Origin of the sequence: Pantoea sp., from assembly GCF_028283705.1 — a bacterium.
In the GTDB taxonomy this organism is placed as follows: domain Bacteria; phylum Pseudomonadota; class Gammaproteobacteria; order Enterobacterales; family Enterobacteriaceae; genus Pantoea.
On record NZ_JAPWKD010000032.1, the window covers coordinates 730,542 to 757,350 of the forward strand.

The 26,809-nt window shown below is 56.2% G+C and carries 24 protein-coding genes; 8 read left to right on the top strand and 16 right to left on the bottom strand.

Translation table 11 applies throughout. The features are described 5' to 3' along the window. Positions 1-735: a gluconate 2-dehydrogenase subunit 3 family protein gene (locus tag PW844_RS26335; RefSeq protein ID WP_299458171.1), complete on the bottom strand. Its 735-nt coding sequence runs from the start codon at positions 733-735 to the stop codon at positions 1-3. A 296-nt stretch (positions 736-1,031) separates the two neighbouring features. Between PW844_RS26335 and sbmA the strand changes: the two genes are divergently transcribed. Then, positions 1,032-2,267, top strand: a complete 1,236-nt coding sequence (sbmA, locus tag PW844_RS26340; RefSeq protein WP_084871877.1) for a peptide antibiotic transporter SbmA — start codon at positions 1,032-1,034, stop codon at positions 2,265-2,267. Between the two features lie 46 nt (positions 2,268-2,313). Here sbmA and PW844_RS26345 read toward each other — a convergent pair whose 3' ends face one another. From PW844_RS26345 to PW844_RS26360, 4 genes are all read right to left on the bottom strand, one after another. Beyond that, complete coding sequence (locus PW844_RS26345; RefSeq protein WP_299458173.1) at positions 2,314-3,957, bottom strand: dihydroxyacetone kinase subunit DhaK; 1,644 nt, start codon at positions 3,955-3,957, stop codon at positions 2,314-2,316. Between the two features lie 122 nt (positions 3,958-4,079). Then, positions 4,080-5,135 (bottom strand): YncE family protein, encoded by a 1,056-nt coding sequence (locus PW844_RS26350; protein ID WP_299458175.1) that lies wholly within the window; start codon positions 5,133-5,135, stop codon positions 4,080-4,082. A gap of 209 nt (positions 5,136-5,344) precedes the next feature. After that, complete coding sequence (locus tag PW844_RS26355) at positions 5,345-5,554, bottom strand: DUF1471 domain-containing protein (RefSeq protein WP_299458177.1); 210 nt, start codon at positions 5,552-5,554, stop codon at positions 5,345-5,347. Between the two features lie 297 nt (positions 5,555-5,851). After that, a complete protein-coding gene (locus tag PW844_RS26360) occupies positions 5,852-7,039 on the bottom strand; it encodes an MFS transporter (RefSeq protein ID WP_299458179.1) in 1,188 nt (395 codons plus the stop codon). Positions 7,040-7,142: 103 nt separating this feature from the next. On the opposite strand from PW844_RS26360, the gene PW844_RS26365 reads away from it, so the two are divergent. Further along, entirely contained in the window at positions 7,143-8,102 is a 960-nt protein-coding gene (locus PW844_RS26365) for an AraC family transcriptional regulator (RefSeq protein WP_299458181.1), read from the top strand. On the opposite strand, the gene PW844_RS26370 is transcribed toward PW844_RS26365, so the two are convergent. The 4 genes from PW844_RS26370 to gltP form a co-directional block, all read right to left on the bottom strand. After that, the gene (locus PW844_RS26370) at positions 8,099-9,631 is read right to left on the bottom strand and encodes a methyl-accepting chemotaxis protein (protein WP_299458183.1); all 1,533 of its coding nucleotides are present in this window, start codon (positions 9,629-9,631) and stop codon (positions 8,099-8,101) included. The two genes, PW844_RS26365 and PW844_RS26370, sit on opposite strands and share 4 nt — an antisense overlap. Before the next feature lie 211 nt (positions 9,632-9,842). Continuing rightward, positions 9,843-11,267, bottom strand: coding sequence for a PTS N-acetylmuramic acid transporter subunit IIBC (gene murP / locus PW844_RS26375; protein ID WP_299458184.1), 1,425 nt, complete (start codon positions 11,265-11,267; stop codon positions 9,843-9,845). Then, positions 11,267-12,178: an N-acetylmuramic acid 6-phosphate etherase gene (murQ, locus tag PW844_RS26380; RefSeq protein WP_299458186.1), complete on the bottom strand. Its 912-nt coding sequence runs from the start codon at positions 12,176-12,178 to the stop codon at positions 11,267-11,269. Before murQ ends, murP begins: the two co-directional genes overlap by 1 nt. Before the next feature lie 144 nt (positions 12,179-12,322). Next, entirely contained in the window at positions 12,323-13,618 is a 1,296-nt protein-coding gene (gene gltP, locus PW844_RS26385; protein ID WP_299458187.1) for a glutamate/aspartate:proton symporter GltP, read from the bottom strand. Positions 13,619-14,189: 571 nt separating this feature from the next. Between gltP and acs the strand changes: the two genes are divergently transcribed. The 3 genes from acs (at position 14,190) to PW844_RS26400 (ending at position 18,307) form a co-directional block, all read left to right on the top strand. Then, the gene (gene acs / locus PW844_RS26390; RefSeq protein WP_299458189.1) at positions 14,190-16,145 is read left to right on the top strand and encodes an acetate--CoA ligase; all 1,956 of its coding nucleotides are present in this window, start codon (positions 14,190-14,192) and stop codon (positions 16,143-16,145) included. 186 nt (positions 16,146-16,331) lie between these two features. Further along, positions 16,332-16,661: a DUF485 domain-containing protein gene (locus PW844_RS26395; RefSeq protein WP_084871866.1), complete on the top strand. Its 330-nt coding sequence runs from the start codon at positions 16,332-16,334 to the stop codon at positions 16,659-16,661. Beyond that, complete coding sequence (locus PW844_RS26400) at positions 16,658-18,307, top strand: cation acetate symporter (RefSeq protein ID WP_299458192.1); 1,650 nt, start codon at positions 16,658-16,660, stop codon at positions 18,305-18,307. The genes PW844_RS26395 and PW844_RS26400 overlap by 4 nt, the downstream gene beginning before the upstream one ends. A 41-nt stretch (positions 18,308-18,348) precedes the next feature. On the opposite strand, the gene PW844_RS26405 is transcribed toward PW844_RS26400, so the two are convergent. From PW844_RS26405 to PW844_RS26415, 3 genes are all read right to left on the bottom strand, one after another. Next, a complete protein-coding gene (locus PW844_RS26405; protein WP_084871864.1) occupies positions 18,349-18,894 on the bottom strand; it encodes a YfaZ family outer membrane protein in 546 nt (181 codons plus the stop codon). Positions 18,895-19,026: 132 nt separating this feature from the next. Then, positions 19,027-19,722, bottom strand: a complete 696-nt coding sequence (locus tag PW844_RS26410; RefSeq protein WP_299458194.1) for an LrgB family protein — start codon at positions 19,720-19,722, stop codon at positions 19,027-19,029. Beyond that, on the bottom strand, positions 19,715-20,140 hold the full coding sequence (locus PW844_RS26415) for a CidA/LrgA family protein (RefSeq protein WP_299458197.1): 426 nt from the start codon (positions 20,138-20,140) through the stop codon (positions 19,715-19,717). The genes PW844_RS26410 and PW844_RS26415 overlap by 8 nt, the downstream gene beginning before the upstream one ends. A 106-nt stretch (positions 20,141-20,246) precedes the next feature. On the opposite strand from PW844_RS26415, the gene PW844_RS26420 reads away from it, so the two are divergent. Beyond that, the gene (locus PW844_RS26420) at positions 20,247-21,149 is read left to right on the top strand and encodes a LysR family transcriptional regulator (protein WP_299458199.1); all 903 of its coding nucleotides are present in this window, start codon (positions 20,247-20,249) and stop codon (positions 21,147-21,149) included. 15 nt (positions 21,150-21,164) lie between these two features. Here PW844_RS26420 and PW844_RS26425 read toward each other — a convergent pair whose 3' ends face one another. From PW844_RS26425 to soxR, 4 genes are all read right to left on the bottom strand, one after another. Beyond that, entirely contained in the window at positions 21,165-22,814 is a 1,650-nt protein-coding gene (locus PW844_RS26425) for a Na+/H+ antiporter (RefSeq protein WP_299458201.1), read from the bottom strand. Positions 22,815-22,953: 139 nt separating this feature from the next. Beyond that, entirely contained in the window at positions 22,954-24,303 is a 1,350-nt protein-coding gene (locus PW844_RS26430) for an NCS2 family permease (protein WP_299458203.1), read from the bottom strand. A gap of 208 nt (positions 24,304-24,511) precedes the next feature. Next, a complete protein-coding gene (locus PW844_RS26435; RefSeq protein WP_299458337.1) occupies positions 24,512-25,177 on the bottom strand; it encodes a glutathione S-transferase in 666 nt (221 codons plus the stop codon). 50 nt (positions 25,178-25,227) lie between these two features. Beyond that, the gene (soxR, locus tag PW844_RS26440) at positions 25,228-25,704 is read right to left on the bottom strand and encodes a redox-sensitive transcriptional activator SoxR (protein WP_084871857.1); all 477 of its coding nucleotides are present in this window, start codon (positions 25,702-25,704) and stop codon (positions 25,228-25,230) included. A gap of 83 nt (positions 25,705-25,787) precedes the next feature. On the opposite strand from soxR, the gene soxS reads away from it, so the two are divergent. After that, complete coding sequence (soxS, locus tag PW844_RS26445) at positions 25,788-26,216, top strand: superoxide response transcriptional regulator SoxS (RefSeq protein ID WP_084871856.1); 429 nt, start codon at positions 25,788-25,790, stop codon at positions 26,214-26,216. Between the two features lie 307 nt (positions 26,217-26,523). After that, positions 26,524-26,805, top strand: a complete 282-nt coding sequence (locus PW844_RS26450; RefSeq protein ID WP_084871855.1) for a YjcB family protein — start codon at positions 26,524-26,526, stop codon at positions 26,803-26,805. The last annotated feature ends 4 nt before the right edge of the window (positions 26,806-26,809 follow it).

The window sequence follows — 26,809 nt, forward strand, 5'->3', positions numbered from 1 at the left end:
TTACGCCCTCTCCCCGCGAATATCCACTGACGGGAACGGATAGCGTTCACCGCGTTCCACCCAATCCATGTAATCAGCGCGTGCGCCGGGGAAGCCAATCAACTTCCAGCCCACCATACCCTGATTGCCACCGTGGATCGGATCGCTGAAGTAACCCTCGCGGGTGTTTTGCAACAGGAAGGAGAAGAAGGTTTTGGCCGGGAGTTGGGTGAACTCCGCTTTACCGCTTTCGAAATCGCTCAGCAGGGCATTCTGCTGTTCGCCGCTCAGCTCAGCAAACACTTTGCCGTGCTGCTTTTTGCTCCAGCTATCAGCATCGGCGAGGCCCAGGCGGTAGATCTGCTGCGGCACCAGCGGCAGCTGATAACCCAGCTCTTTCGGCAGATCGGGATTGAACGGCCCCTGCATGTACCAGTTGCTGCCAAGGGCGTACGGGGTGTTCATCTGGCGATCGATAAACTCCGGTACCCCGGCTTCCAGTGCGCCAGGACCGCGTTCATCGTTGGGGATCAAACGTGCCACCGCAGCGGTGATAAAGGCAAACTCTTCAGCCGTAAACCAGGTCGGCTGATAGTCGCGGGCTTTTTGTGGCCCGCCACTTTGTTCTGCTGCTCCGGCAGCCATTGGCGCAACCAGTGCACCCATCGCCGTGGAACCCACCGCCATGGCTGGCGCCAGGGTGATGGTTCTCAGCAGAAAATCCCTGCGTGTGTGACCATTTTTGTGTTCTGACATGACATTGCCTCAGTGCCGCATATAATGTGGCATGAAAGGTTAACTGATTGCGTTGTAATGATTTTTATGTGCGGGCTTAAGGATACAGCGCCACCGTTACCGGTAACATTGCGCCGCAGTGTAACACCGTTGCTGACAAAGATTTAGCGTAAGGACACAAAATCGCACAAAATAATTAACATTTTGCGCAGCGGCTTTACACCGCAGGCGCGACATTGTCATGGTCTGATACAACAGCCTACAGACAGTTAAGGCCCCTAAACGGTATAAAGGGATCTGATAACAGCGGAGTGTCTATGTTTAAGTCCTATTTTCCCCGGCCAGCGCTGTTTTTCAGCACGGTGGCCATCTGGAGTTTACTGGCGATTTTTGCCTGGTTTGGCTTTGCCAGCGACTTACCTTCCATGTGGCCCAATATTGCCGCAGCAATGAGTAAACCGTTGCCTGATAACGCGCTGCGTTTTATCGCCGCCAGCCAACTGTGGTTTTACGCCTATTACTGGCTGGTAGTGGCGCTGTTTGCCATCGCCTGGCGCATCGCGGATAACCATCCGTGGCAACGCTGGTCAGTATGGGGTTCCGCACTGATTATCTTCGTCACCTGGTTTGGTGTGCAGGTTGGGGTGGCGGTCAATGCCTGGTATGGCCCGTTCTATGATTTGATTCAGAAAGCGCTCACTAAAGCCGGTTCGGTGCAGATCGGTGAATTTTATCAGCAGGTAGTCGCCTTTTTAGGCATCGCGCTGATTGCCGTGGTAATTGGTGTGATGAACTCCTTCTTCATCAGCCACTGGGTGTTCCGCTGGCGTACCGCGATGAATAACTACTACATGCACAACTGGCAACGCCTGCGTCATGTGGAAGGTGCGGCGCAGCGTGTGCAGGAAGATACCATGCGTTTCGCCAGCACGCTGGAAGACTGGGGCGTCAGCTTTATTCAGGCGATCATGACGCTGATTGCCTTCTTGCCGGTGTTGATCACCCTGTCGCATCATGTGAAAGATATCCCACTGCTGGGCAATATCCCTTACGCGCTGGTGATTGCTGCGGTGCTGTGGTCAATTTTCGGCACCGGCCTGCTGGCGCTGGTGGGTATCAAGTTGCCCGGTCTGGAATTTCGTAACCAGCGGGTGGAAGCCGCCTATCGTAAAGAACTGGTCTACGGCGAAGATGATGCATCGCGCGCCTCACCACCCACCGTCACTGAGCTGTTTGGCCGAGTGCGTTTTAACTATTTCCGCCTCTATTTTCACTATCTGTATTTCAACATCACCCGCATTCTTTATTTGCAGGTAGATAACGTGTTCGGGCTGTTTTTGCTGTTTCCGTCGATTGTGGCAGGCACCATTACGCTCGGTCTGCTGAACCAGATCACCAACGTGTTTGACCAGGTACGCTCGTCGTTCCAGTACCTGATTACCTCGTGGTCAACGCTGGTGGAGTTGATGTCGATCTACAAACGTCTGCGCAGTTTTGAGCAGATTTTGCAGGATATCCCGCACGAAGAGATGATGCGCGAAGCGGCAGAATAATCCCGTAGCGGCGCGATTTATCGCGCCGCTACGGTTTCATGCGTAATCAGGGTTTCGCCAATGCGGCAAACACCTGCTCAACCGCAAATGCACCTGGATCTTTCACACCGTGCAAACTTTGCTGGTTGAGATAGGCCGAGCGTCCGGCTTTGGCACTCGACATCTGCGCCGTGGCATCCGCGCCTTTCTTCGCCGCATCGGCGGCATCCTGCATGGTTTGCCCCGCCACCAGCGCCCAGAGTGCCGGTTCCAGCGCATCGATCATCGTGCGGTGCCCTGGTTGCGCACCACCATAATGTTTCATGCGTTCCAGCCCGTACATCAGCGCTTCCGGCAACTCATAACCCTCGTCCACCCGCTGTCCAGCGGCAGTGAACAGAATCGACATCAGCACACCACTCGAACCGCCCATCACCGTGGAGATCTGCTCACCCACCAGCGCCAGCAGCACTGACAATTCCGCCAGCGGCAACTGATGTTCGCGCAAACCGCGCTGAATTTTCTTCGCCCCGGCAGCAAAAGTGGAGCCGGTATCGCCATCGCCCACTTTGGCATCCAGCGCATTCAGGTCACTTTCCAGCTCGATCAGCGTTTGTGTAATGCGTTTCACTACCTCCGCCACAGCCTTGTCCTGCGATGGCGTCACTTCCAGCTCACTGAGGGGAGCGGTCGCGGTTTGCAGGCTGACCGGGGCAAAGTCATACATCGGCACCCAGCCCATCACCTGCACCGGGGCGCTCAACGCTTCGAGGAAGTGCGGCTCCAGCGCCAGCAGCGACAGTGAAAAACCTTTCATATCCAGCGCACTCACCAGCGTAGCCGGGCCAATCAGATGAGTGATGCGTGCCGCCAGCGGTGACTGCAACACTTCGCGCGTCAGCAGCGCCAGCTCAAGCTGTGAGAAACCGCCGAGGTTATTGATCAGCAGCAGCGACTGTTTGCCGTCTGGCAGCGTCTGGGCCAGTTTATCCGTCATGATGCTGCTGATTTTCCGGCTATTTTGCGTATCAAGCGTCACTACGCCCGGTTCGCCATGTATGCCCATGCCCAGCTCGCTGTGCCCTTCCCGCACGCGATCATCGCGTTTTTCACCCGGAATATGGCAGGTGCCAAACGCCAGGCCAATCGACGAGGTGGCTTCTATCGTCTGCTGCGCTAACGCTTTGACGACACTGAGCGGTTTGCCCTGTTCGGCAGCGTGACCGGCAATTTTATGCACCAGCACTGTCCCGGCAATGCCTCGCGGCTGCGGGTTATCTGGCAGGGCGATGTCGTCCTGCACCATCACCAGCTCCACTTTGTAGCCGAGCTTTTTCGCTTTCTCCGCCGCCAGCCCGAAATTGAGGCGGTCACCGGTATAATTTTTCACAATTAACAAACAGCCCGCGTCGCCGGTGACATTGATAATCGCACTCAGCACCGCATCAACACTCGGCGAGGCGAAGATATCGCCGCACACTGCCGCCGTCAGCATCCCTTTACCGACAAATCCGGCATGGGCCGGTTCATGGCCGGAGCCACCCCCGGAAATCAGCGCGACTTTGCTTTTGTCCCAGTCACTGCGCACCACGACGCGGATCTCATCTCCGAGATCCAGCCGACTGAGGTTATGCCACGGGGTACTCAACAGAATCCCTTCGATAGCTTCGTTAACCAGATCGACCTTCTTATGCATAAAAAACTGGCTCATTGCGTTCTCCCTTTTGGTGTTGTGGTACTTAAAGGTAGCGCAGTAAGCGCAGTGAAACGCTGAGCAAAGGCAGGAAATGCAAAGGGCGGCACAAGCCGCCCTGCAAATTCAGATAAATGTGATCACAGCGCGATGCGCAGCACACTATCCGGATTTTTGGGTGGTTCTTTACGTGAGCCAGGCTGTTTGATGCTGACAAACAACGTTTTACCATCCGCCGACAGCGCAAGGCTGTTCGGCAGGCCCGGTGCTTTGACGGTGCGTTTTACTTTGTAGTTGCTGGCGTCAATGATGCTGATTTCGCCCGCTTTGCGGTGCGTCACGTACAGTTCATCACGGTCAGCATTGAACAGCACCGCCAGCGATTCAGGGACATCAATCCGGTGGATAACCTGCTGGCTACGGGTATCCAGCACCAGCACCTGCGGCTGTTTGGAATCGCTGAGGAAGGCGCGATGGCCCTGGGTATCCAGCGCGATGTTCAGGAAGAAATGATCTTTATCCGCGTCGATTTTATGACGCTTTTCAATCGCATTCAGGCGGGTATTGATGGTGACCAGCTCACCGTCGCCGTTGGTAACGTAGAGTTTCTGCGCAGCGGAATCCAGCGCCAGGCCGGTGCCCATTTTGCCAGTGTTCGGCACGGTGCTAATCAGTTGCAGCGTTTTGCCATCCACCACCCAGACCACGCTTTGCGGGCCCAGACCGGTGATATAAACGCGGTCAGTCGCCGCATCGGCTACCAGCTCACGCGGTTGCAGCGGACGCACATCTTCGCTGCGCTTACGGCCATCCAGCACCAGTGTATTCAGTACCTTGCCGCTGGTGGCATCCACCGCTGTCACCGCCGCATTCACGGTATTACCGATGTAGAGGACGTTGGTTTTGGGGTTGATGGTGGCACCGAAGGCTTTCAGGTCGGTATCGATGGTTTGTTTTACCGCCAGATTTTGCGGGTCGAGACGATAGACGGTGCCGCCTTTTTCGTTGGTGGCATTTTGTGACGTCGCCAGAAACAGCGCGTTATCGCTGTTGCTGAACGCCAGTTCATAGGCACCTTTCGAGATCGGCTGATTCAATTCCTGAGCATCTGCCGCCATTACCGCAGAGGTAGAAAACAGGGCTGTCGCCAGAAACAGTGGACGCAGCACCCACTGCACAGTTTTATTCGCTTTCATGACTTCTCCATAGCAAAACCACCGCCTCACGGCAGTGAATGAAAGCCCGACATTGCAACCAGATCGTTAAAAGCAGCCCGAGGCAGGCCGACGAAGGATTTTATTTTTGCGAATAGTAATCATTTACGAAGGAAAGCGACAGGATTTTATCTGCTTAAACGCGGCCAGGGCGCCCAGAGGCGCCCTGTCAGCACAGATTGTTAACTGACTTATTTAGTCAGTTCAGCGGTCATGTGCACGCCGTTGTTGAAGGTGGCTTCTGTCACTTTATAGGAAGCACCAACTTCTTGTGCCTGAGCAGCAATTTTCGCTTCAGCACCGTCCAGAGTTGACGCGGTAGCGGTCACGCTCTGAGCAAAGCTGGCGAAAGGCAGGACGGAAAGAGCAACAACAGCAGCAAAAGTTTTGATAGATTTCATGGTCAATTCCTCGGTCAATATTTGATTAGGTAAGGCGTCATCGCCTTGTTGAGATAAATATTAGGCCGAAAATTGATCAACAAAAAGCGGAGAGATTTGCGGTTATCATTCAAAAAAATTGACCATAAAAAGCACGTTATGGTTAGCTTTTGCACACAGTGTTAATAATCTGCGTTTTAGTTAAAAGGCAGGATTTATCGCTGTGATTACTGAAAGTTAACGTGCGCGATAAATCGCGCCGCTACAAGCAGGTGCAATTTGTAGCGACGCGATTTATCGCGTGTTTTTTTTAATTACCTACCCGTGATGCCGCACACGGGTGAAAATGGTTATCGCCGCCAGCAACATCAGTACACCACTGGAGAGGAATACCCCGCCTGCGCCCTGCAAATCAAACATCCAGCCACCCGCAGCAGCACCGGCGGTGATCGCCAGCTGAATCGTCGCCACCAGCAAGCCACCACCGGATTCCGCGTCATCCGGCACAGCACGGGAAATCCAGGTTGACCAGCCAGTCGGCATCGAACCAAATGCCAGGCCCCATACCGCGACACCAACCGCCACCAGCCACGAGACACCGCCGAAGCTCACCAGCACCAGCGCAGTGACGCTCATCAGCAGCGCCATACCGCTTAGGGTCAGCGAAACGCTGCGCGTCACCAGATAACCCGCCAGCGAAGTCCCGAAGAAGTTCGCCACACCAAACGCCAGCAGCACCAGCGACAGCTGATTGACGTTAAGCTGCGCAGCGCTTTCCAGGAACGGACGCAGGTAAGTAAAGAAGGCGAAGTGACCGGTAAACATCATGATCACCGCCAGCATCCCCCAGCGCATCACGCTGCGGCGCAGCAGGTCCAGCACGCCACCACTGCGTGCCTTGTTTTCCGGCGGCATGGCAGGCAGGGTAAAGAACTGCCAGAACAACGCCAGCACGCCTAACGCACCGGTCAGCAGGAAAATATTGCGCCAGCCAATCAGCCCACCCAGATAGCTGCCAAGCGGCGCGGCGATGATGGTCGCCAGTGAAATCCCGCTAAATACAATCGATAGCGCACGTGGCACCTGGTCATTCGGCACCAGACGCATGGTGATGGCGGTTGATAACGTCCAGAAACCACCAATCGCCATGCCCAGCAACACACGCGCCAGCAGGATCATGGTGAGATCCTCAGCAAACGCCACCAGCAGCGCCGAGGCGATCAACAACAGGGTAAATGCCAGCATCACCATGCGACGATCAAGACGGCGGGTGAGATTGCCAATCACCAGGCTGGTCAGCAGCGCCACCAGCGCGGTCACTGTGACGGTTTGTCCCGCCTGCCCTTCACTGACCTGCAACGAAGCGGCAATCGGCGTCAGCAGGCTTACCGGCAAAAACTCGGCGGTAATCAGGCCGAATACGCCGAAAGCCATGGCAAATACCGCACCCCACGCGGGTTTCTCCACCGGCAAACTCTGTTCGACGACATCACTATTCAGGCTCATCTGCGATCCCCATCACAAAATATTAAAGAGTGAGCATAGTGAGCAACAGCAAGACGATCTATGATACAGAAACTTTGTTTTTTGATAATTCGTCTGGAATCGTATGAGCCGCTATGAAGATCTGACCAGTGAACTGCTGATGGGCATGCGTCTGTACGGCGTCAGGTATCAGCGTATCGCCCTGAATGCCCCGTTTGGCCTGCGTTACGACGATGCGCCAGGCCGGGCGCAGCTGCATTTTGTCGGACGCGGATCGCTGCTGATCCGCTCCGCCTCCGGGACGATCTATCCCCTTGAGGCCGGTGATGCGCTGCTGATCCCGCATGGTCGGCCCCACGCGCTGATCTCAAGCGAAGAAGCGCACTGCGAGCCGATCAGCACCTTTAATAGCAAACCGATTTGCGACAGCGTCTGTGCCATTGACGGCACCGCGTGCGACAGCCCGGATAACGCCGATGTGGTGCTGTTCAGCGCCTGCATGGCGTTTGAACTGGGCGGGATGCAGCCGCTGGTGCACACCATGCCGGATGTGATGCTGGTCAGCACGCTGCTGGCGCAATATCCGGAAATCCAGCCAATCCTCGATGCGATGGAGCGGGAAACGCGCTTGCGCCAGGCGGGATTTGCCGGGATTTTGTCACGTCTGGCGGATGTGGTGGCGGCACAGATTGTGCGTGGCTGGGTGGAAAACGGCTGCGGCAAAGGCAGCGGGCTGGTGCAGGCGCTGCGCGATCCGCGCCTCAGTCTGGCGATGGCGGCCATGCACCGCGCGCCAGGCGAAAACTGGACGGTAGAACGGCTGGCACGCGAATCGGGCAGCTCGCGTTCGGTGTTTGCCGCCCGTTTTCAGTCGGCCACCGGCATGACGCCGCTGCGCTATCTCACCGAACTGCGTATGCGTCTGGCTGTGCAGCGCATCGTTAACGAAGGAGAGGCGATGGAAAGCGTCGCCTTTCATCTGGGTTACGGCTCGCTGGCGGCATTCAGTCGGGCGTTCAAGCGGATTGTCGGACAACCGCCAGGCGCACTGCGCGCCCGACGGGAGGTGATTTCCGAGCTTTAACGGAACACGCTGATCGCTTCCACCAGGCGATTCGCCTGGCGTGCCATACGTTCTGACGCTTCTGCCCCTTCCTGCACGCGCGCGGCGTTTTGATGGGTGATGTCATCCAGGTCCTCCACCGCGCCGCTTACCTCGCTCAGCGCCACGGATTGTTCTGCCGTCGCCGCACTGATCTGCGCGATTAACGCGGTGACATGCTGCACCTGTTCAACGATGTCCTGCATGGTGCGCCCGGCAGCGTCGGCGTGGCTGCTGCCTGACTGCACACGGCTGGCGCTGGTTTCCACCAGCTTTTTGATCTCGCTGGCCGCAGTGGCGCTCCGCTGCGCCAGGTTGCGCACTTCACCGGCCACCACAGCAAAACCTTTGCCCTGTTCCCCGGCGCGTGCCGCTTCAACCGCCGCATTCAGTGCCAGGATATTGGTCTGGAAGGCAATGCCGTCAATCACACTGGTAATATTGGCGATACGCTTAGCACTGTCGGCAATCTCCGCCATCATGCCGACCATTTCCTGCATCACTTTACCGCCCTGCACCGCCGCCTGGCTGGTGTTGGCCGAAAGATCATTCACTTCGCTGGCGGTTTCGGTATTACTTTTCACTGTCGCCGTCATTTCGTTCATGGTGGCGGCCGTTTGCTGTACATTGGCAGCCGCCTGCTCAGTACGCCGACTCAGTTCATCGTTGCTGCGCGCAATGGCATCGCTGGCACCCAGCACGTTAATCGCCTGACCACTGACATCATCCACCAGCCAGCGGAACATCAGCCCGAGCTGACCAATGGCACGCAGCGTGACGCCGATTTCATCGACGCGATCCATCTGCTCCACTTTATGGCTGGCCCCGGTCGCCACACTCAATGCCTGGCGGCAGATACGTTCCATCGGGCGTGAAATCTGTTGCTCCAGCCACAGGCTGGCCAGCAACAATAACAGCGCCATACCGCCGCTAAAGTAGCCCAGCGCCAGCGGTGGCAGGCCAAGCAACCAGACCCCCAGCACTGACAGCGGCAGCAGCGCGGCCAGGGGGGAACGAATCCGCCAGCGCAGCGGCAACGTTTTGAGTAACGCGCTAAAGCGCCCCACAATTAACCCTTTATGAAAACGGCGGCCTTTACTGCGCCCCTCACGAAAATCCCGATACAGCGCCTCGCTCTGGCGGATTTCTTCGGGTGTCGGTTTGGTACGCACAGACATATACCCCTGCACCTGCCCCGCGCGTACCACCGGAATGGCGTTGGCGCGCACCCAGTAATGATCACCGTTTTTACGCCGGTTTTTCACCAGTGCGGTCCAGGGTTCACCCTGTTTTAACGTCGCCCACATATCCGCAAAGGCTTCCGGCGGCATATCCGGGTGACGCACCATGTTATGTGGCTGACCATTCACCTCCTCCGGGGTAAATCCACTGACCTCAATAAAAGCATCGTTGGCGTAGGTGATATAGCTGTTGAGATCGGTGGTAGACATCAGGGTGGCATGATCGTCAAAGACGTATTCACGCTGAGTGATGGGCTGATTGTTACGCATGATTGAGTCCTTGCAAGCCAGAGGCGAGAAAAAAATTGATAACCCTTCTTTATCTTTTCGGCAGGAAAAGGTCGTAACTTTAATATGGTTATCTCATTTTAAATCCGCATAAGCAGGGGATTGGCAGGTTCAGGGGAGCAAAAAGGGAGAAAAACCCATTAAATTTCATGTAGTGGCGCGAATTATCGCGCCGTTTTTTGACGTTAATCGATTAACTCAAATCCACCCCGCGCGTGCCGCCCCACCAGGTAAAAGCGAACCCGCCTACCCAGGCCACCATCAATCCGGCGAGATACACCGCCATACCGGCGAAGATACCCTGCGGTGACGTCATCAGCGGCAGCGTCACCAGCCCAGACGGACCGAACACCGTGTTCATGCCGACGGGTAATCCCAGCCAGGCCACCAGACCAATAAAGAAACCACCCAGCGCCCCGCCACAGCAGGCGGTGATAAAGGGTTTCAGGCGTGGCAGGGTGACGCCGTAAATTAACGGCTCGCCGACCCCTAACAGGCCCGGCACAATCGCCCCTTTTATCTGGCTGCGTAACTGCGAATGTTTATCCGCCCGGCACCACAATGCCAGCGCCGCCCCCACCTGACCAGCTCCCGCCATCGCCAGAATCGGAAACAGCGAGTTAAAGCCCTGGCTTTCCATCAAAGCAAAATAAACCGGGATAAACCCCTGATGAATACCAAACATCACCGCAATCAGAAACAATCCGGCCAGAATGGCGCAACCAAACGGATTGCTGTTCAAATGAATAAACAGCCAAGACATGCCTTTAAATAATTCACCGCCAATCGGCATGATCACCAGGAAAGTCACCGCGCCAGTGATCAGCAAGGTCAGCAACGAGGTGAGAATCATATCCAGATTATCAGGAATGATTTTACGCAGCTGCCGCTCCAGCCAGGCACCAAATATTGCCGCCAGCAGCACGCCAATAATATTGCCGCGCGGATCGATAGTCAGACCGAAGAAATTCTCCATGCCGCTGTAATAACCCACGGTGGCGGTGGGTACATAGCCCAGCACAAATAATGAAGCGATAATCGCCCCATTCACCCCGGTGCCGCCAAAGGCTTTTTGCGCGTTGTAACCAATCAGGATGCTGAGAAAGGTGAACAGCCCTTTGCCAAACACCTTCATATACGCCACGGTCGCCAGCAACCAGTGAGGATGATCACCCGGCGTGGTGAGATGAAATATCTGCTCGATCAGCGTGGCGAAACCCAGCAGCAAACCGGCACCAATAAAGCCGGGGATCAGCGGAGTAAAGATGGTGGCAAAGCGTGCGAGAAACTGATGCAGGCGGCTGGTTTGTTTCGCTTTGAGCTGCTGCTTTTGCGCCGAGGCAATGGATTGCAGATCCGGCGTGCTCTCCAGCATCGTCTGCATCATTTCTGCCGCGCTCTGCGCTTTGCCAGGGCCTAACACGATCTGCAACTGCGCATCGCTGTCGATCACCCCGAGCACCCCTGGCAGGGTTTTCAGCCGTGCATGATCGGCGAGCTGCGCATCCGCTAAGGTCAGGCGCAGGCGCGTCATGCAATTACCGCAGTGCGCCACATTGGCGGCCCCACCCACGGCGTGCAGAATACCGCGCAATAAGGATTCGCTGATGGCGGCCATTATTGCGCTCCTGCATCACGTAACGCCTGACGAATAAAGCCGTGATGCTGGCCCAGCAGCGCCTGCGCTTCATCAGCCTGCAAACCCGCCAGCACCATCACAATAGCGGTTTTGCAATGGCCCTGACAGGCCGCCAGCGCCTGCTGCGCCGTGTCTTCATCGCAATCGGTCGCCTGGCGGACGATGTTAATCTGCCGCTGTACCAGTTTCTGGTTGGTGGCTTCCACATCCACCATCAGATTGCCGTACACCTTGCCGCTGCGGATCATCGCGCCGGTAGTCAGCATATTCAGCACCAGCTTCTGCGCGGTACCGGCTTTCATCCGCGAAGAGCCTGTGACCACTTCCGGGCCAACCACCGGGGTTAGCGCCACATCGGCCACCTGCGCCATCGCGCTATCCGGGTTGCAGGTTAAGGCGGCGCGAAACGCACCCTGCTGTTTCGCGTAGTCGAGCGCTCCCAGTACGTACGGGGTGCGGCCACTGGCGGCAATGCCCACCAGCACATCTTTGGCGCTGAACTGAATATCACGCAGATCCTGCGCGCCCTGCGCAATGTTGTCTTCCGCATTTTCCACCGCCTGCAAAATCGCGGTGTGTCCCCCGGCGATTAACCCCACCACCTGGCTACGTGGGGTGCCAAAGGTCGGCGGGCACTCGCTGGCATCAAGAATGCCAAGACGTCCGGAGGTGCCAGCCCCGCAGTAAATCAGGCGACCGCCCTGGCGAAAGGCAGCGGTGATGGCATCCACCACCTGGGCAATCTGCGGCACGATCGCTTCTACAGCCAGCGCCACCTTTTTATCTTCATCGTTGATAACGCGCAGCATCGCTTCCGTCGACAACTCATCAATATGCTGGCTGGCTGGGTTACGGCCTTCGGTGACCATCTGGCTAAGATCGATTTTCATGCGCACACACTCCGGTGAAAGAATAATTTATTCGTGAAACTATATATCAAATTGAATTCTTAATTCACTCAGGCAGGAAAAGATTTTTTCAGTTTTGTGGGACAGAAAGAAAAAACCCGCCGGGCGGCGGGTTTATGCAGGAGGTTACGCCTGGGTGCGTAATTGCAGCTCGTAAGCGGCGGCCTGTTCGGTGTCGAACTGGTTTTCCCAGCGCGCGATCACCAGCACTGCCAGCGCGTTACCAATCACATTCAACGCGGTACGCGCCATATCCATGATGCGGTCAACACCGGCAATAAACGCCAGACCTTCCAGCGGAATCCCTACGCTGCCCAGCGTCGCCAGCAGCACCACAAAGGAGACGCCCGGTACACCAGCAATCCCTTTCGAGGTCACCATCAGGGTCAGCACCAGGATGATTTCATCGGTCAGCGACAGGTCAATACCGTACAGCTGGGCAATAAAGATCGCCGCGATGCTCTGATACAGCGTAGAACCGTCGAGGTTAAAGGAGTAACCGGTCGGCACCACAAAACTGGTGATGGCCTTCGGTGCGCCATAGGCTTCCATCTTCTGCATAATGCGTGGCAGCACGGTTTCCGAGCTGGAAGTGGAATAGGCCAGAATCAGTTCGTCTTTCAGGATACGCATCAGGGTGGTGATGCGCAGCTTACACAAACGTGCCACCGCGCCCAGCACCACAAAGGCGAAGAACAGAATCGCGACGTAAACCAGCAGCACCAGCTTGGCGAGCGGCCACAGAGAAGCAAAACCAAAGTTCGCAATGGTGACGGCAATCAGGGCAAACACCCCGACCGGCGCGTAGCGCATGATTATATGCGTCACTTTGAACATGGTTTCGGAAACCGAACGGAACAGCCCCACCAGCGGATCGCGATGTTCCGCAGGCAGTGATGACAGCCCCAGACCAAACAATACCGAGAAGAAGATAATCGGCAGCATGTCACCTTTCACCAGCGAGGCGAAAATGTTCTGCGGGATCAGCGACAGGATGGTGGTCACCAGGCTGTGAGGTGCACCCTGCACTGCCTGCGTGGTGGCTTCATATTTAGAGATGTCCACCGTTGCCAGCGTTGACATATCAATGCCGCTGCCGGGTTGGAATACGTTGGCCAGCGTAATGCCGACCACAATGGCAATGGTGGTGATCACTTCAAAATAGACGATGGTTTTGACACCAATGCGTCCGAGTTTTTTCGCATCACCGACACCGGCGATGCCGACAATCAATGATGAAACCACAATCGGCACCACAATCATCTTGATCAGATGAATGAAGATATCACCGGCCGGGCTGAGAATATTGGTGATTAACCATTCACGATCGTCCGGCTGATTATGCAGCACCGAGCCGACCACCACGCCGAGAATCAGCGCGATCACTATTTGCCAGGCGAGGCTGAATTTAAAACCTTTCATAACGCGTTATTTCCTCAGTTAAAACCCCTTTGCTCTGCTGCGAAGGTGCAGAAGACGATACACACAGGGAAGGGAGCAAAAGCTCGATAAAATAGAGGGTTATACTGGAATAGATCCGGTACTGCTGTGCGGGCGTTTTGCGCGCATCCTGTGAGTCAGCCTGAGTGGATACTGGTTTCACAGGGGCGAGATAAGTACCATTTTCACTACGGTAAATGCAACCCCTGGGCGGATAGCTTAAATCTTATCCTGTGCTGTAGCATAAAATGCTGATCCGTTGACAGAACCATAACTCGCTGTTATGAAAAGTTTTAATTCGATAAGTTTCCGCATAGCTATGCAGAATCGGACAAAAAGCCATCGGGTGCGTTTGCTGCTATTTTGTTCAGAACTTTCTCAGACTTCGCGTGCAACGCCCTGCCATCCTTACTGATCACACAACGAAATTTACCGCATGAATAGCCACACGCTTAGGCCGTGATCCAGACTGCAAAACCGAAACAAAGCTCTCGCACCGGGCTTCAATTAACTATTGATTGACATATGATTAACATCTTCAAGGAGGTCAGCCATGAGCCAAATTCACAAACATCCCGTTCCTGCTGCGATTGCAGAAAATGCCCTGATCAATGCCGGGCAATATGCAGAGATGTATCAACAGTCGGTTGACGATCCCGAAACCTTTTGGGGCGAGCAAGGCAAAATTCTCGACTGGATGACGCCCTACAGCAAAGTGAAGAACACCTCCTTTGCCCCAGGCAATATTTCCATTCGCTGGTATGAAGATGGCACGCTGAATCTCGCGGCCAACTGCCTTGATCGCCATTTGCAAACCCGTGGTGACCATCCCGCCATTATCTGGGAAGGTGATGACGCCAGAGAAAGCAAAACCCTGACCTTCCGCCAGCTGCACGGGGAAGTGTGCCGTTTTGCCAACGTACTGAGCGGCCTCGGCGTGAAGAAAGGCGACGTAGTCGCTATCTATATGCCAATGGTGCCGGAAGCCGCGATTGCCATGCTGGCCTGCGCCCGTATCGGCGCGGTGCATTCGGTGATTTTCGGCGGTTTCTCGCCTGAAGCGGTGGCTGGCCGCATTGTCGATTCCAGCGCCAGGCTGGTGATTACCGCCGATGAAGGGGTGCGCGCCGGACGTGGCATTCCGCTGAAGAAAAATGTCGACGATGCCCTGAGCAACCCCAGCGTCACCAGCGTGAAGAACGTGGTGGTGTTTCAGCGCACCGGGAAAGACACCGGCTGGCGCGAAGGTCGTGACCTGTGGTGGCATGATCTAATGGCTGACGCCTCCGATCAGCATCAACCGGTGGCGGTGAACGCGGAAGATCCGTTGTTTATCCTTTATACCTCCGGTTCCACCGGCAAGCCGAAAGGCGTGCTGCATACCACCGGCGGTTACCTGGTGTATGCCGCAACCACCTTTAAGTATGTGTTTGATTATCATCCTGATGATGTTTACTGGTGTACCGCCGATGTCGGCTGGATCACCGGTCACAGCTACCTGATTTATGGCCCGCTGGCTTGTGGCGCCACCACGCTGATGTTTGAAGGCGTACCGAACTGGCCGAAGCCGAGCCGTATGGCGGAGGTGGTGGATAAACATAAGGTCACGCTGCTCTACACCGCCCCGACGGCGATTCGTGCACTGATGGCCGAAGGTGACAAAGCCATCGAGGGCACCCATCGTACCAGCCTGCGCATTATGGGCTCGGTGGGCGAGCCGATTAATCCGGAAGCCTGGGAGTGGTACTACAACAAGATTGGCGACGGACGTTGCCCGATTGTTGATACCTGGTGGCAGACCGAAACCGGTGGCTTCATGATCACCCCATTGCCGGGGGCCATTGAGCTGAAAGCCGGTTCCGCCACCAAACCCTTCTTTGGTGTGCAGCCCGCGCTGGTGGACAACGAAGGCAATACCCAGGAAGGCGCAACCGAAGGCAACCTGGTGATTGTCGATTCATGGCCGGGGCAGGCGCGCACCCTGTTTGGCGATCACGAGCGTTTCGAGCAGACCTACTTCTCCACCTTCAAAAATCGCTACTTCAGCGGTGACGGTGCCCGCCGTGATGAAGATGGTTACTACTGGATTACCGGTCGTGTGGATGACGTGCTGAACGTTTCCGGTCACCGCCTCGGTACGGCGGAGATTGAATCCGCGCTGGTGTCTCATCCGAAGATTGCCGAAGCGGCGGTGGTGGGCATTCCGCACAGCATCAAAGGTCAAGCGATCTATGCTTACATCACGCTGAACCACGGTGAGGAACCGTCGCCCGAGCTTTATACCGAAGTGCGCAACTGGGTACGCAAAGAGATTGGCCCGATTGCCACCCCGGATGTATTGCACTGGACCGATTCACTGCCGAAAACCCGCTCCGGCAAAATCATGCGCCGTATTCTGCGCAAGATCGCCGCGGGCGATACCAGCAATCTGGGCGATACCTCCACTCTGGCCGATCCTGGCGTAGTAGAGAAGCTGCTGGAAGAGAAACAATCCATCAAAATGCCGTAAATAGTCTTCGAATATATTCGTAGCGGCGCGATTTATCGCGCATTTCATCAGCAGCAATAACGTCAACGGCGCGCGATAAATCGCGCCGCTACACAACATCACATTTATTAAATAATTATAACACTCAGGCAGTTAACATCACATTTTGGTGAGGTTACTGCCTGCCTTGCCTCTGGAGAAACTGTGATGAACGAAGCCGTAAACCCTCAGGAAGCTGTGTGGCAGCAAATCGAGAGCAATCCGCGCTTTCAGGAACTGGTGCATAAACGTCAGGCCTTTGCGCTGCTGCTCAGCCTGATCATGCTGGTGCTGTACGTTGGTTTTATCCTGCTGATCGCCTTTGCCCCCGCCTGGCTTGGCACGCCACTCCATCCCGGCACCAATGTGACGCGGGGTATCCCCATCGGCGTGGGCCTGATTGTCATCTCCTTCGTGCTGACCGGCGTCTATGTGTGGCGCGCCAACGGCGAATTTGACCGCCTGACCCAACAGATTCTGCGCGAGGTGAAACAATGAAGCGCCTGCTCCCGCTGCTCCTCGCCGCTGCGCCACTCAGCGCCTTTGCCGATGCCATCACCGGTGAAGTACAGAAACAGGCCACCAACTATGAAGCCATCATCATGTTCGTGGTGTTTGTTGCCGCGACGCTGGGCATCACGTATTGGGCCTCGAAACGTACCCGTTCACGCAGTGACTACTATACCGCAGGCGGCAACATTACCGGCTTCCAAAATGGGCTGGCGATGGCGGGGGATTTTATGTCCGCCGCGTCTTTCCTCGGTATTTCGGCGCTGGTGTATACCTCAGGCTATGACGGCCTGATTTATTCACTCGGCTTCCTGGTGGGTTGGCCGATGATCCTGTTTCTGATTGCCGAGCGCCTGCGTAACCTGGGCCGTTTTACTTTTGCCGACGTTGCCTCTTATCGTCTGGCACAGAAACCGATTCGTACCCTCTCCGCCTGCGGCTCGCTGGTGGTGGTTGCGCTGTATCTGATCGCGCAGATGGTCGGTGCCGGTAAGCTGATTCAGCTGCTGTTCGGCCTTAACTACCATATCGCGGTGGTGCTGGTGGGCATCCTGATGGTGATGTATGTGTTGTTCGGCGGCATGCTGGCGACTACATGGGTACAAATCATCAAAGCGGTGCTGCTGCTGTTCGGGGCCAGTTTTATGGCGATTATGGTGATGAAGGCCACCAACTTCAGTTTCAATACGCTGTTTACTGAGGCAATGGCGGTGCACCCGAAAGGCGCGGCGATTATGCAGCCTGGCGGGCTGGTGAAAGATCCGATCTCCGCACTATCGCTGGGGTTGGGGCTGATGTTTGGTACCGCCGGTTTACCGCATATCCTGATGCGCTTCTTCACCGTGGCAGATGCACGCGAAGCGCGTAAAAGTGTGTTCTGGGCCACTGGCTTTATGGGCTATTTCTACTTCCTCACCTTTATTATCGGCTTTGGCGCGATCCTGCTGGTGGGGGCCAACCCGGCATTTAAAGATGCCAGCGGTGCGCTGATTGGCGGCACCAATATGGCGGCGGTACATCTGGCGGATGCGGTAGGCGGCAGCCTGTTCCTCGGCTTTATCTCTGCGGTGGCCTTCGCCACCATTCTGGCGGTGGTGGCCGGTCTGACCCTGGCAGGTGCCTCTGCGGTTTCCCATGACCTGTACGCCAGTGTGATCCGTAAGGGTCAGGCCACCGAGCGGGAGGAACTGCGCGTATCGAAAATTACGGTGCTGGTGCTCGGTGTGGTCGCGATTGCACTGGGGATTTTGTTCGAAAAGCAAAACATCGCCTTTATGGTCGGCCTGGCGTTCTCGATTGCGGCCAGCTGTAACTTCCCGATTATCCTGCTATCGATGTACTGGTCAAAACTGACCACGCGCGGTGCCATGATCGGTGGCTGGCTGGGTCTGCTGACGGCGGTGGTGCTGATGATCCTTGGCCCGACCATTTGGGTCCAGGTGCTGGGACATGCGACACCCATTTATCCCTATGAGTATCCGGCGTTGTTCTCGATGCTGGCGGCCTTTATCGGTACCTGGCTGTTTTCCATCACCGACAGTTCAGAGCAGGGAGCCGCTGAACGGCGACGTTTCCGCGGGCAGTTTATTCGTTCGCAGACTGGGGTGGGGATTCAGCAGGGAAAATCGCACTAATCAAAACGAAAGCCTGGCCGCATCGCGGCCAGGTTTGCACATCAGAAACGCAGTGACGCGCCCACATACGGACCATCGGCCAGTACGTTGTCTTTACGGCTGCCCTTGTTGTTCAGCTCGATGTACTGATAACCGACACGCACGTTCAGCAGCGAGATCGGGGTGAAGCTCAGGCCACCAGACATTTCCTTGTAGCTGTCGAGGTGATCAGAAAACGCTTCTGGTGCGTAGTAGTAGCCGCCATACAGGCCCCACATACGGTTGAAGTTATATTGCGCACCCGCACCCACTGCCACAGTAAAGCCGTCTTTACCATCTTCCGGGTGAGTGAACAGCGCTTTCGCTGTCGGTGCCAGACGCAGGCCGCCGAAATCGACGTTATAACCCAGTCCCAGACCGTAGCTACTGCCGTCGTGATCGCTGCGCAGCCAGTTGCCATTGAGGAACAGACCCGGTGAGGTCGTACCGAGGCCAAGGTTGAGGTTGGTGGTGTGCTCACCCACGTCAACACTGCCCTCAATCGCCTGCGCGCCGCTGCTCAGCAGTGCCAGACCCAGTACGCTTCCTGTAACAAGTTGCTTTAACATGTAATTCCACTCCATGAAGGACAATCAATTCGGCGGAAAGGGTAAACAGCCAGGCGGCAGGAAACAACTTTATTTGGCAAGCTTTACGTAAACAAGGATGTCGATGGCAAGTAAAACGGCCCTTACGGGCCGTTAAGCCTGCCACATCAGGTGGCCGAGCAGTGGCGCGAGGATCACCGTCACCACACCAGAAAGCATCATCACCAGACTGGAAACGACACCTTCCTGCTGGCCGATTTGGTAAGCACGTGCCGTACCGGCACCGTGCGACGCGGCACCAAAACCCGCCCCTTTCGCCACACCCTGCTTAATCGCGATACGCAGGAACAGAAAATCCCCGACCGCCATGCCAAACACCCCGGTGATCACCACAAATAACGCCACCAGGTCCGGTTGGCCACCGATGGGTTTGGCCGCCGCCAGTGCAAACGGCGTGGTGATGGAGCGTACCGCCAGGCTGCGCTGGATGGATTCCGGCAAGGTCAGCAGCCGTGCCAGCCACACCGAGCTACAAACGGAAACCAGCGTCGCCGTCGCCACACCCAGGCTGAGCGATAACCAGTGGCGTTTAATAATCTCCTGGTTTTCATACACCGGCACGGCAAAGGCGAGAGTTGCCGGGCCGAGCAACCACAGCAACCAGTGGCTTTCGGCGATGTAGTCTTTCCAGCTCACATGGGTTACCAGCAGCAACACCACCAATACCAGCGGCGTCATCACCAGCGGCATCAGCATCAGGGTACGCCAGCGACGGTAGAGCCGTTTGTTGAGGTAATACACCAGCAGCGTCAGCACCAGACAGATCAGGCTGATAATCAGGTCATTCATGACGTGCCTGCTTACGCGCAGCGCGCGCCATTTCAAAGCGGTAAACACGGTCGACCACCAGCGAGGTGGCAGCCAGCACCATCAGGGTACTGAGCGCGATCACCACACAGATACGCCAGCCCTCGCTACGCAGCAGATCGCTGTAGTTCACCACCGCCACCACCGCCGGAACAAAGAACAGCAGCATCTCGGCCAGCAGCCAGTTCGCCCCGGCTTTCACCCAACGCAGTGGTATTACGTGCGTCATGATTAATACCAACAACAACACCATACCGACGACGTTGGCAGGCAGCGGCAAATGCAACCAGCCCACCAGTTTGTCGCTGGCCATAAACAATCCCACATACAGCACCAGCTGTAGCGGGACGAAAATACGCTGCAGCATGTCCGTTCTGCGCGGACTCAATGCGAACGCCATCTTCCCCTCTCCCCGGTAAATAAATCAGGTGTTCAGTATAAATCGCAGACAGAGTGTGAAAAAAATGAATTAATATTATTCAATCTATGCCAATAAGGAATACTTTATGGACGTCCGCGCTCTGCGCTACTTTACCGAAGTGGTGCGCCAGCAAAGTTTCACCCGCGCTGCGCAGAAGCTCTACGTAACCCAGCCGACCATCAGCAAAATGCTGCGCCAGCTCGAAGAGGAACTGGGCTGCACCCTGCTGCTGCGCGACGGGCGCAAACTGCACCTTACCGATAGCGGCCAGGCGGTGTATCAGCGTGGGCTGGCAATTTTGCAGGAATTTCATCAGCTGGAAGCCGAAATTGGTGACATCAACCAGTTGAAGACCGGCGAGCTGCGCCTTGGCATTCCGCCGATGGTCGGGATGCAGATTGCCGGTTCCATCTCGGCGTTTCGCCGCCGCTATCCGGGTGTTGAACTGAAGATCGCCGAATTTGGTGGTCTTACTGTGCAGCAGGCAGTGCTGGATGGCAGCCTCGATATCGCGCTGACCGCTCTGCCGGTTGACCCCGACCTCCCTCTCAACACGCTGGAATTGATGCACCATCCCTTGTGTGTACTGCTGCCCCGCACCGCGCCCTGGCTTAATCGTACCCACCTTGGCTTAGGCGAACTGGCGGAACATCCGCTGCTGATTTTCAACGAAGAGTTTTCCCTGAATCGGCAGCTGATGAAGGCGTTTCATCGCCTGGGACTAGCCCCGAATATCGCGGTGCGCAGCGGTCAGTGGGATTTTCTGGCGGCGATGGTACAGGCAGAAATGGGGCTGGCGATTCTGCCGGAGCCGATTTGTCAGCGTCTGGATAAACAATCGTTACTGTGGCTACCGCTGGAATCGGAGCTGAAGTGGAGCCTGGGATTGATCTGGCGGGAAGGCAGCTATTTGTCACGCAGTGCCCAGGCGTGGATTGCCTGCTGCCGTGAGCACTGGCCGGATAATGCACCGCGCATCTCAGTGTGATGCGCGGCCCCTCCGTTACTCCTCTTTCTCGATCAGCAGGGCTTCCAGCAGGTCGAGATCGCGCAGCAATTTCTGCATGGTTTCATTGGAGATTTGCTGGGTCGCGCGCAGATGGTATACCTCGGCGCGTTCTGCCCTGATGGCCGTGAGACGGAAGCGGCGTTCCAGATTTTCGGCAAACAGCGCCTGCTCCAGCTCGTCTTTCCCGACGACGCGACGACGCAGGTTACCAATCACCCGCAGGCTCACCTCTTTCAACAGCTCCGGGTCGATGTTCTCTTCGGTGTCTTTTTCCAGCCGTTCTTCCATCTTATGCAGGCTATCAATTGCCACCGTGGCCATTGCCGCACGCGCGCTTTGCACCTCGCGACGATGTCCCACTTTGTCAGTGCCCTGAATACCGCGTAGCAGTAGCGGCAGCACTACCACACCCACCAGCAGCGAGAACAGAATCACACCCGTGGCGAGAAACACCAGCTCGTAACGCGCCGGAAAAGCATCGCCGTTAGTGAGAAACAGTGGAATTGACAGCACACCGGCGAGGGTGATCGCACCGCGTACCCCGGCGAAAGAGGCAATCAGCAGCTCACGCAGCGAATAGCTGGCAAACTCCAGCGGCTTTTTCTTCAGGAAACGCTGACTGCCGCGTTTCATCAGCCACAGCCAGCCAAAACGCACCACCATCAGCGCGCCATACACCAGCACGATGTCGGTGAACAGCATCCACAGCTGAACATTGGGATCGGCGTTGGCCTGTGCCACGGAGGTTTCGAGGATGTCCGGCAATTGCAGGCCCAGCATCAGGAACACCATGCCGTTAAACACGAACTCCAGCATCTGCCAGACGCTGTTGGCACGCAGACGCATCGCCAGCGGAGCCTGGCGGATAATGCCGGAACGGGTGATGGTCATACCCGCCGCCACCGCCGCGAGGATGCCCGACACGCCGAGATGTTCAGCAATCAGATATGAGGCAAACGGCAGCAACAGCAGCAACACGGTCTGGGTCGCCGGGTCATCACCACTCCAGCGGCTCAGCAGACGCAGCGAACGGCCATACAACCAGCAGACTGCGACACCCGCCACCAGGCCGCCCACCGCCACTTTGAGGAACTCAACGCTGGCTCCGCCCCAGGTGAACACCATGGTGCCCATCGCCACGGCGACGGCAAATTTCAGTGACACCAGGCCGGATGCATCGTTCATCAGGGCTTCGCCCTGCACAATCGACATAATTTTCTTCGGGATACGCCCTTCACCGACGATACCGGAGAGCGCCACCGCATCGGTGGGTGACAGTACCGCCGCCAGGGCGAAGGCGGGAATAAGCGGGATGCCCGGCACCAGCCAGTAAATCAGGTAACCGATCCCGACGACGGTGATCAGCACCAGCACCAGTGCCAGGCCGATGATCTCGCGCCCGTGGTGCAGGAATTCGTTGATCGGCGTTTTCCAGCCGTCTGCGAACAGCAAGGGCGGAATGAACAGCACCAGAAACAGTTCGGGATCAAAATCGACATGCAGACCAAAGGTGGGCCAGGCGAGCATCGCACCGGCAGCAATCTGCACCAGCGGCAGTGGGATTTGAAACGGTAAAATTCGTGCCGCGACGCCGGAGAGCGACACCACCAGCGTCATGATGAGAATAGTAAAGAAGATTTCCATGCTTTCCTTAGGCGAATCGTAATCGTTAAAGCGATGTTGTAGCAACGGAAAGTGTAAAACAAAATGCCGTACGACAGGAAAACCCGACGTGCGGCACAGCAAGGAAAGATAATAATTCGGACTTCAGGAGATTTTCAGATCAGATGGCCCAGCCACCGGCGTAGAAAGCCACCAGCGCCACAGCAATCACCACGGTGCCGAAATTCAGCTTACGCCACTCACCGGCAAACAGGCGACCAATCACCAGCGCAGCAAAGCCAAGCATGATGCCGGTAACGATGTTGCAGGTCAGCACGATAAACACCGCCGTCAGCAGGCCGGACATGGCATCAACAAAATCGTTGAAATCGATCTTCGCCACGTTGCTCAGCATCAGCAAACCCACGTACATCAGCGCAGGCGCGGTGGCGTAAGCAGGGACCAGATACGCCAGCGGCGACATAAACAGAATCACCAGGAACAGCAGGCCAACCACAATCGCCGTCAGACCGGTTTTGCCACCCGCCGCCGTACCTGCCGCCGATTCGATGTACACCGCTGCCGGAGATGCGCCCACCAGGCCGGCAAACAAGCTGCTGACCGAGTCGGTGGTCAGAGCACGACCGCCGTTAATGATCTGCCCGTCTTTATCCAGCAAATTGGCCTGCCCGGCCACCGCACGAATGGTGCCAGTGGCATCAAACACGGCGGTCATTACCAGCGCCAGCACCGTTGGCAACACTGCCGGTTTCAGCGCGCCCATGATGTCGAGGCTAAACACCAGCGACTGGCCGCTGGCATCTTTCAGGCTCGGCATGGCAAACAGCCCCTGGTACTTCACCGCCGGGTCGAAAATCAATCCGACAATCGAGATCCCAACAATGGTCAGCAGGATGCCGCCCGGTACACGGCGTTTTTCCAGACCGAAGATGGCTGCCAGCCCGACCAGCGCCATGATCACCGGGAAGGAGGCGAAGTGCCCCAGCTCTACCGGTAAGCCCGCCGCCGGATTTTTCACCACCAGGCCAATGCTATCGGCAGCGATCAGCAGCAGAAACAGGCCGATACCGATGCCCGTGCCATGCGCGACACCCATCGGCAGGTTACGCAGAATCCACGCACGAATGCCGGTGGCAGAGATCACGGTAAACAGCAGCCCCATCAGGAACACTGCCCCAAGGGCAACCGGCACACTGATATGCTGCCCCAGCACCAGGCTGAAGGCGGTGAAGGCGGTCAGCGAGATAGCACAACCGATAGCCATGGGCAGGTTGGCCCACAACCCCATCAGGATGGAACCGAAGCTTGCCACCAGGCAGGTCGCGACGAAGACCGCCGTCGGAGAAAAACCTGCTTTACCGAGCATCCCCGGCACCACAATGACGGAATAAACCATTGCCAGGAAGGTGGTTAACCCTGCCAGCACTTCCTGACGCACGCTGCTACCGCGTGCTGAAATAGTAAACCAGGCGTCCAGTTTTCCACTGGCCGGGCGAGAATCGCCAGACATAATTAATCCTCTGCATTTTTTGTGTTGTGAGTGGCCGCACGGCTACCGTTTGCCTGCCGTCCTGGTGCACGTCTCTCCGGTGAAGAAACAAAGCAAACGTTTACGTAGCCGCGTATTTCTGGTCGTAAAAGGGGAAACTCAGAAAAAAGGCAAACGATTATCCGGTGAATGACCGGCGGTTTTCAACTGATAATCTGGCATAACGGATTTAACCGCTGAAATTTATCGGGCCGCCCTGCTCCAGCGCCCGCTGCCAGGCTGCCCGCTGTTCCATCCCTTCCAGCCAGCGCAGACTGGCGGGCATATCGCGCAGACCGGTACGCGCGCGCATTGCCAGCAACGGGAAACTCATCTGGATATCGGCGATGGTGAAACGATGACCGGCAAAGTAAGGATGCTGGCTGAGATGTTGCTCAATCACGCCGCCATGCAGCGCCAGCTGCTTGTTCAGCCAGGCTTTCTGGATACCCGCGCTGAGTACCCTGCCCGCCGGACGCAGCAGCCAGGGCACCGGCTTTTTGCCCAACTGGCCGAACACCAGTTTCATCACCAGCAACGGCATCAGCGACCCCTCGGCGTAATGCAGCCAGTAGCGGGCCTGAATCTGCGCATCCTCATCGGCAGGTTTCAGCCGATACTCGGCGTCATATTTTTCTGCCAGATATTCGAGGATGGCCCCGGACTCCGCCACCACCCGATTGCCATCGGTGATCACCGGGGATTTGCCCAGCGGATGGACTTTTTTCAGCGACTCCGGTGCCAGCAAGGTGCCTTCACGTTGGTAGCGTTTGATTTGATAAGGCACCGATAACTCTTCCAGCAGCCACAGCACCCGATGTGAACGGGAATTTTCAAGATGGTGAACGGTGATCATCATGGCTTCCTGACCAATGGATTGACCCGGCAAGTATAGATGATGGCGTCTCAGCGTTTCTGCTCGTCCTGTTGCGGATCGAGTAACACAGCACCCGACCCCTGCTCTGCCAAACGGTCACCGGGGTTACGCAGCGGACAATCGCGCATCGACAGACAGCCGCAACCAATACACCCGTCGAGATCGTTACGCAGCCGCGTAAGTGTTTCGATGCGTTTATCCAGCTCCTCGCGCCAGTGCTGGGTCAGCGCATCCCATTCCTGGGTCGACATACGTTTGTTGGCGGGTACATGCATCAGGCTATCGCTTACCGTGGCGAGAGGAATGCCGATACGTTGCGCAATTTTAATGATCGCCACGCGACGCAGCACATCGCGGCTGTAACGCCGCTGATTGCCGTTATTGCGCGTACTGGAGATCAATCCTTTGGTCTCATAAAAGTGCAGCGCCGAGACGGCCACGCCGCTGCGTTTCGCTACTTCGCCCGGCGTCAGCACCGGCTTCGGGTAGTTGCGTTCTTTTTTCATTTGGCTCTTTACCTCAAGTTAACTTGAGGAATTATACTCGCTCCCCATTGAAACTTCGAATCTCTACTCAGAAGGATGTGGTTATGATGCAAGAGGAAATCATTCATTCACTGACGCACTGGATCGATCAGAATCTGGATAAAACCCTGTCAATTGATGAAGTAGCGGCCAAATCAGGTTATTCAAAATGGCACCTGCAACGTATGTTCCGTACCGTGACGAAACAAACATTGGGCGGCTATATCCGCGAGCGGCGTTTAACGCTGGCAGCAGAAGCGCTGCGCCAGACGCAACGCCCGGTATTTGATATCGCGATGCAGTACGGCTATGACTCGCAACAGACTTTTTCCCGCGTGTTTCGTCGTCAGTTCTCGCAAACACCGACTGCCTATCGCCACACCATGCGTCGTCAGGCGATGATCCAGCGTCCACGCCTGGTGAGCTTTGATTGCAACGAAAACCTGGCCAGCTTTACCCAGCGAACCACCGGCGAGTGTTGCCCGATCCGCTAATCCTGTCTGCGCGCCCCCCTGCGGGCGCACCCTGCCTGCCAGGCGCGCGATAAATCGCGCCGCTACCCACCCGTGCAATTATTTGCACAATCCGCATAAATGCCGCATCTGACTTCGATAAAATTTTTTCTACCATACCAGGTATAAATTTTGTTCAAAATTTCAAATCGAATGATATAATGTGACCCAAGTCACAAAATAATGCGTAATACGACGGCCTGAAGGGCCTCCCTGACCTTCCTTCTTTGCCGCCAGTGATGTCCGATGAATGTCAGGGATGTTACTGATTCATAGAGGTTCGTTGCAGATGGCTACTTTAACCACCAGTCTTATCGTTATGCGCTGGGAATTGCTGAGCGCAATAATGATGTTTTTCGCCAGCACCCTGAAAATTCGTTTTCGTCAGAACAGCCACCATGTGATGGCGCTGATGTGCGGCGGAATCGGCCTGGGCATGTCCTGCTGGTTTGTCACCGGCCTGCTGGGAATCACCCTGAGCATGGAAAATCTGCATAACTTTATGGAAATCACCAAAAACGCCTTCGTCGAGGTGATGAGCCAGACCCCTGCCGATTGGCCAATGCCCTGATTTC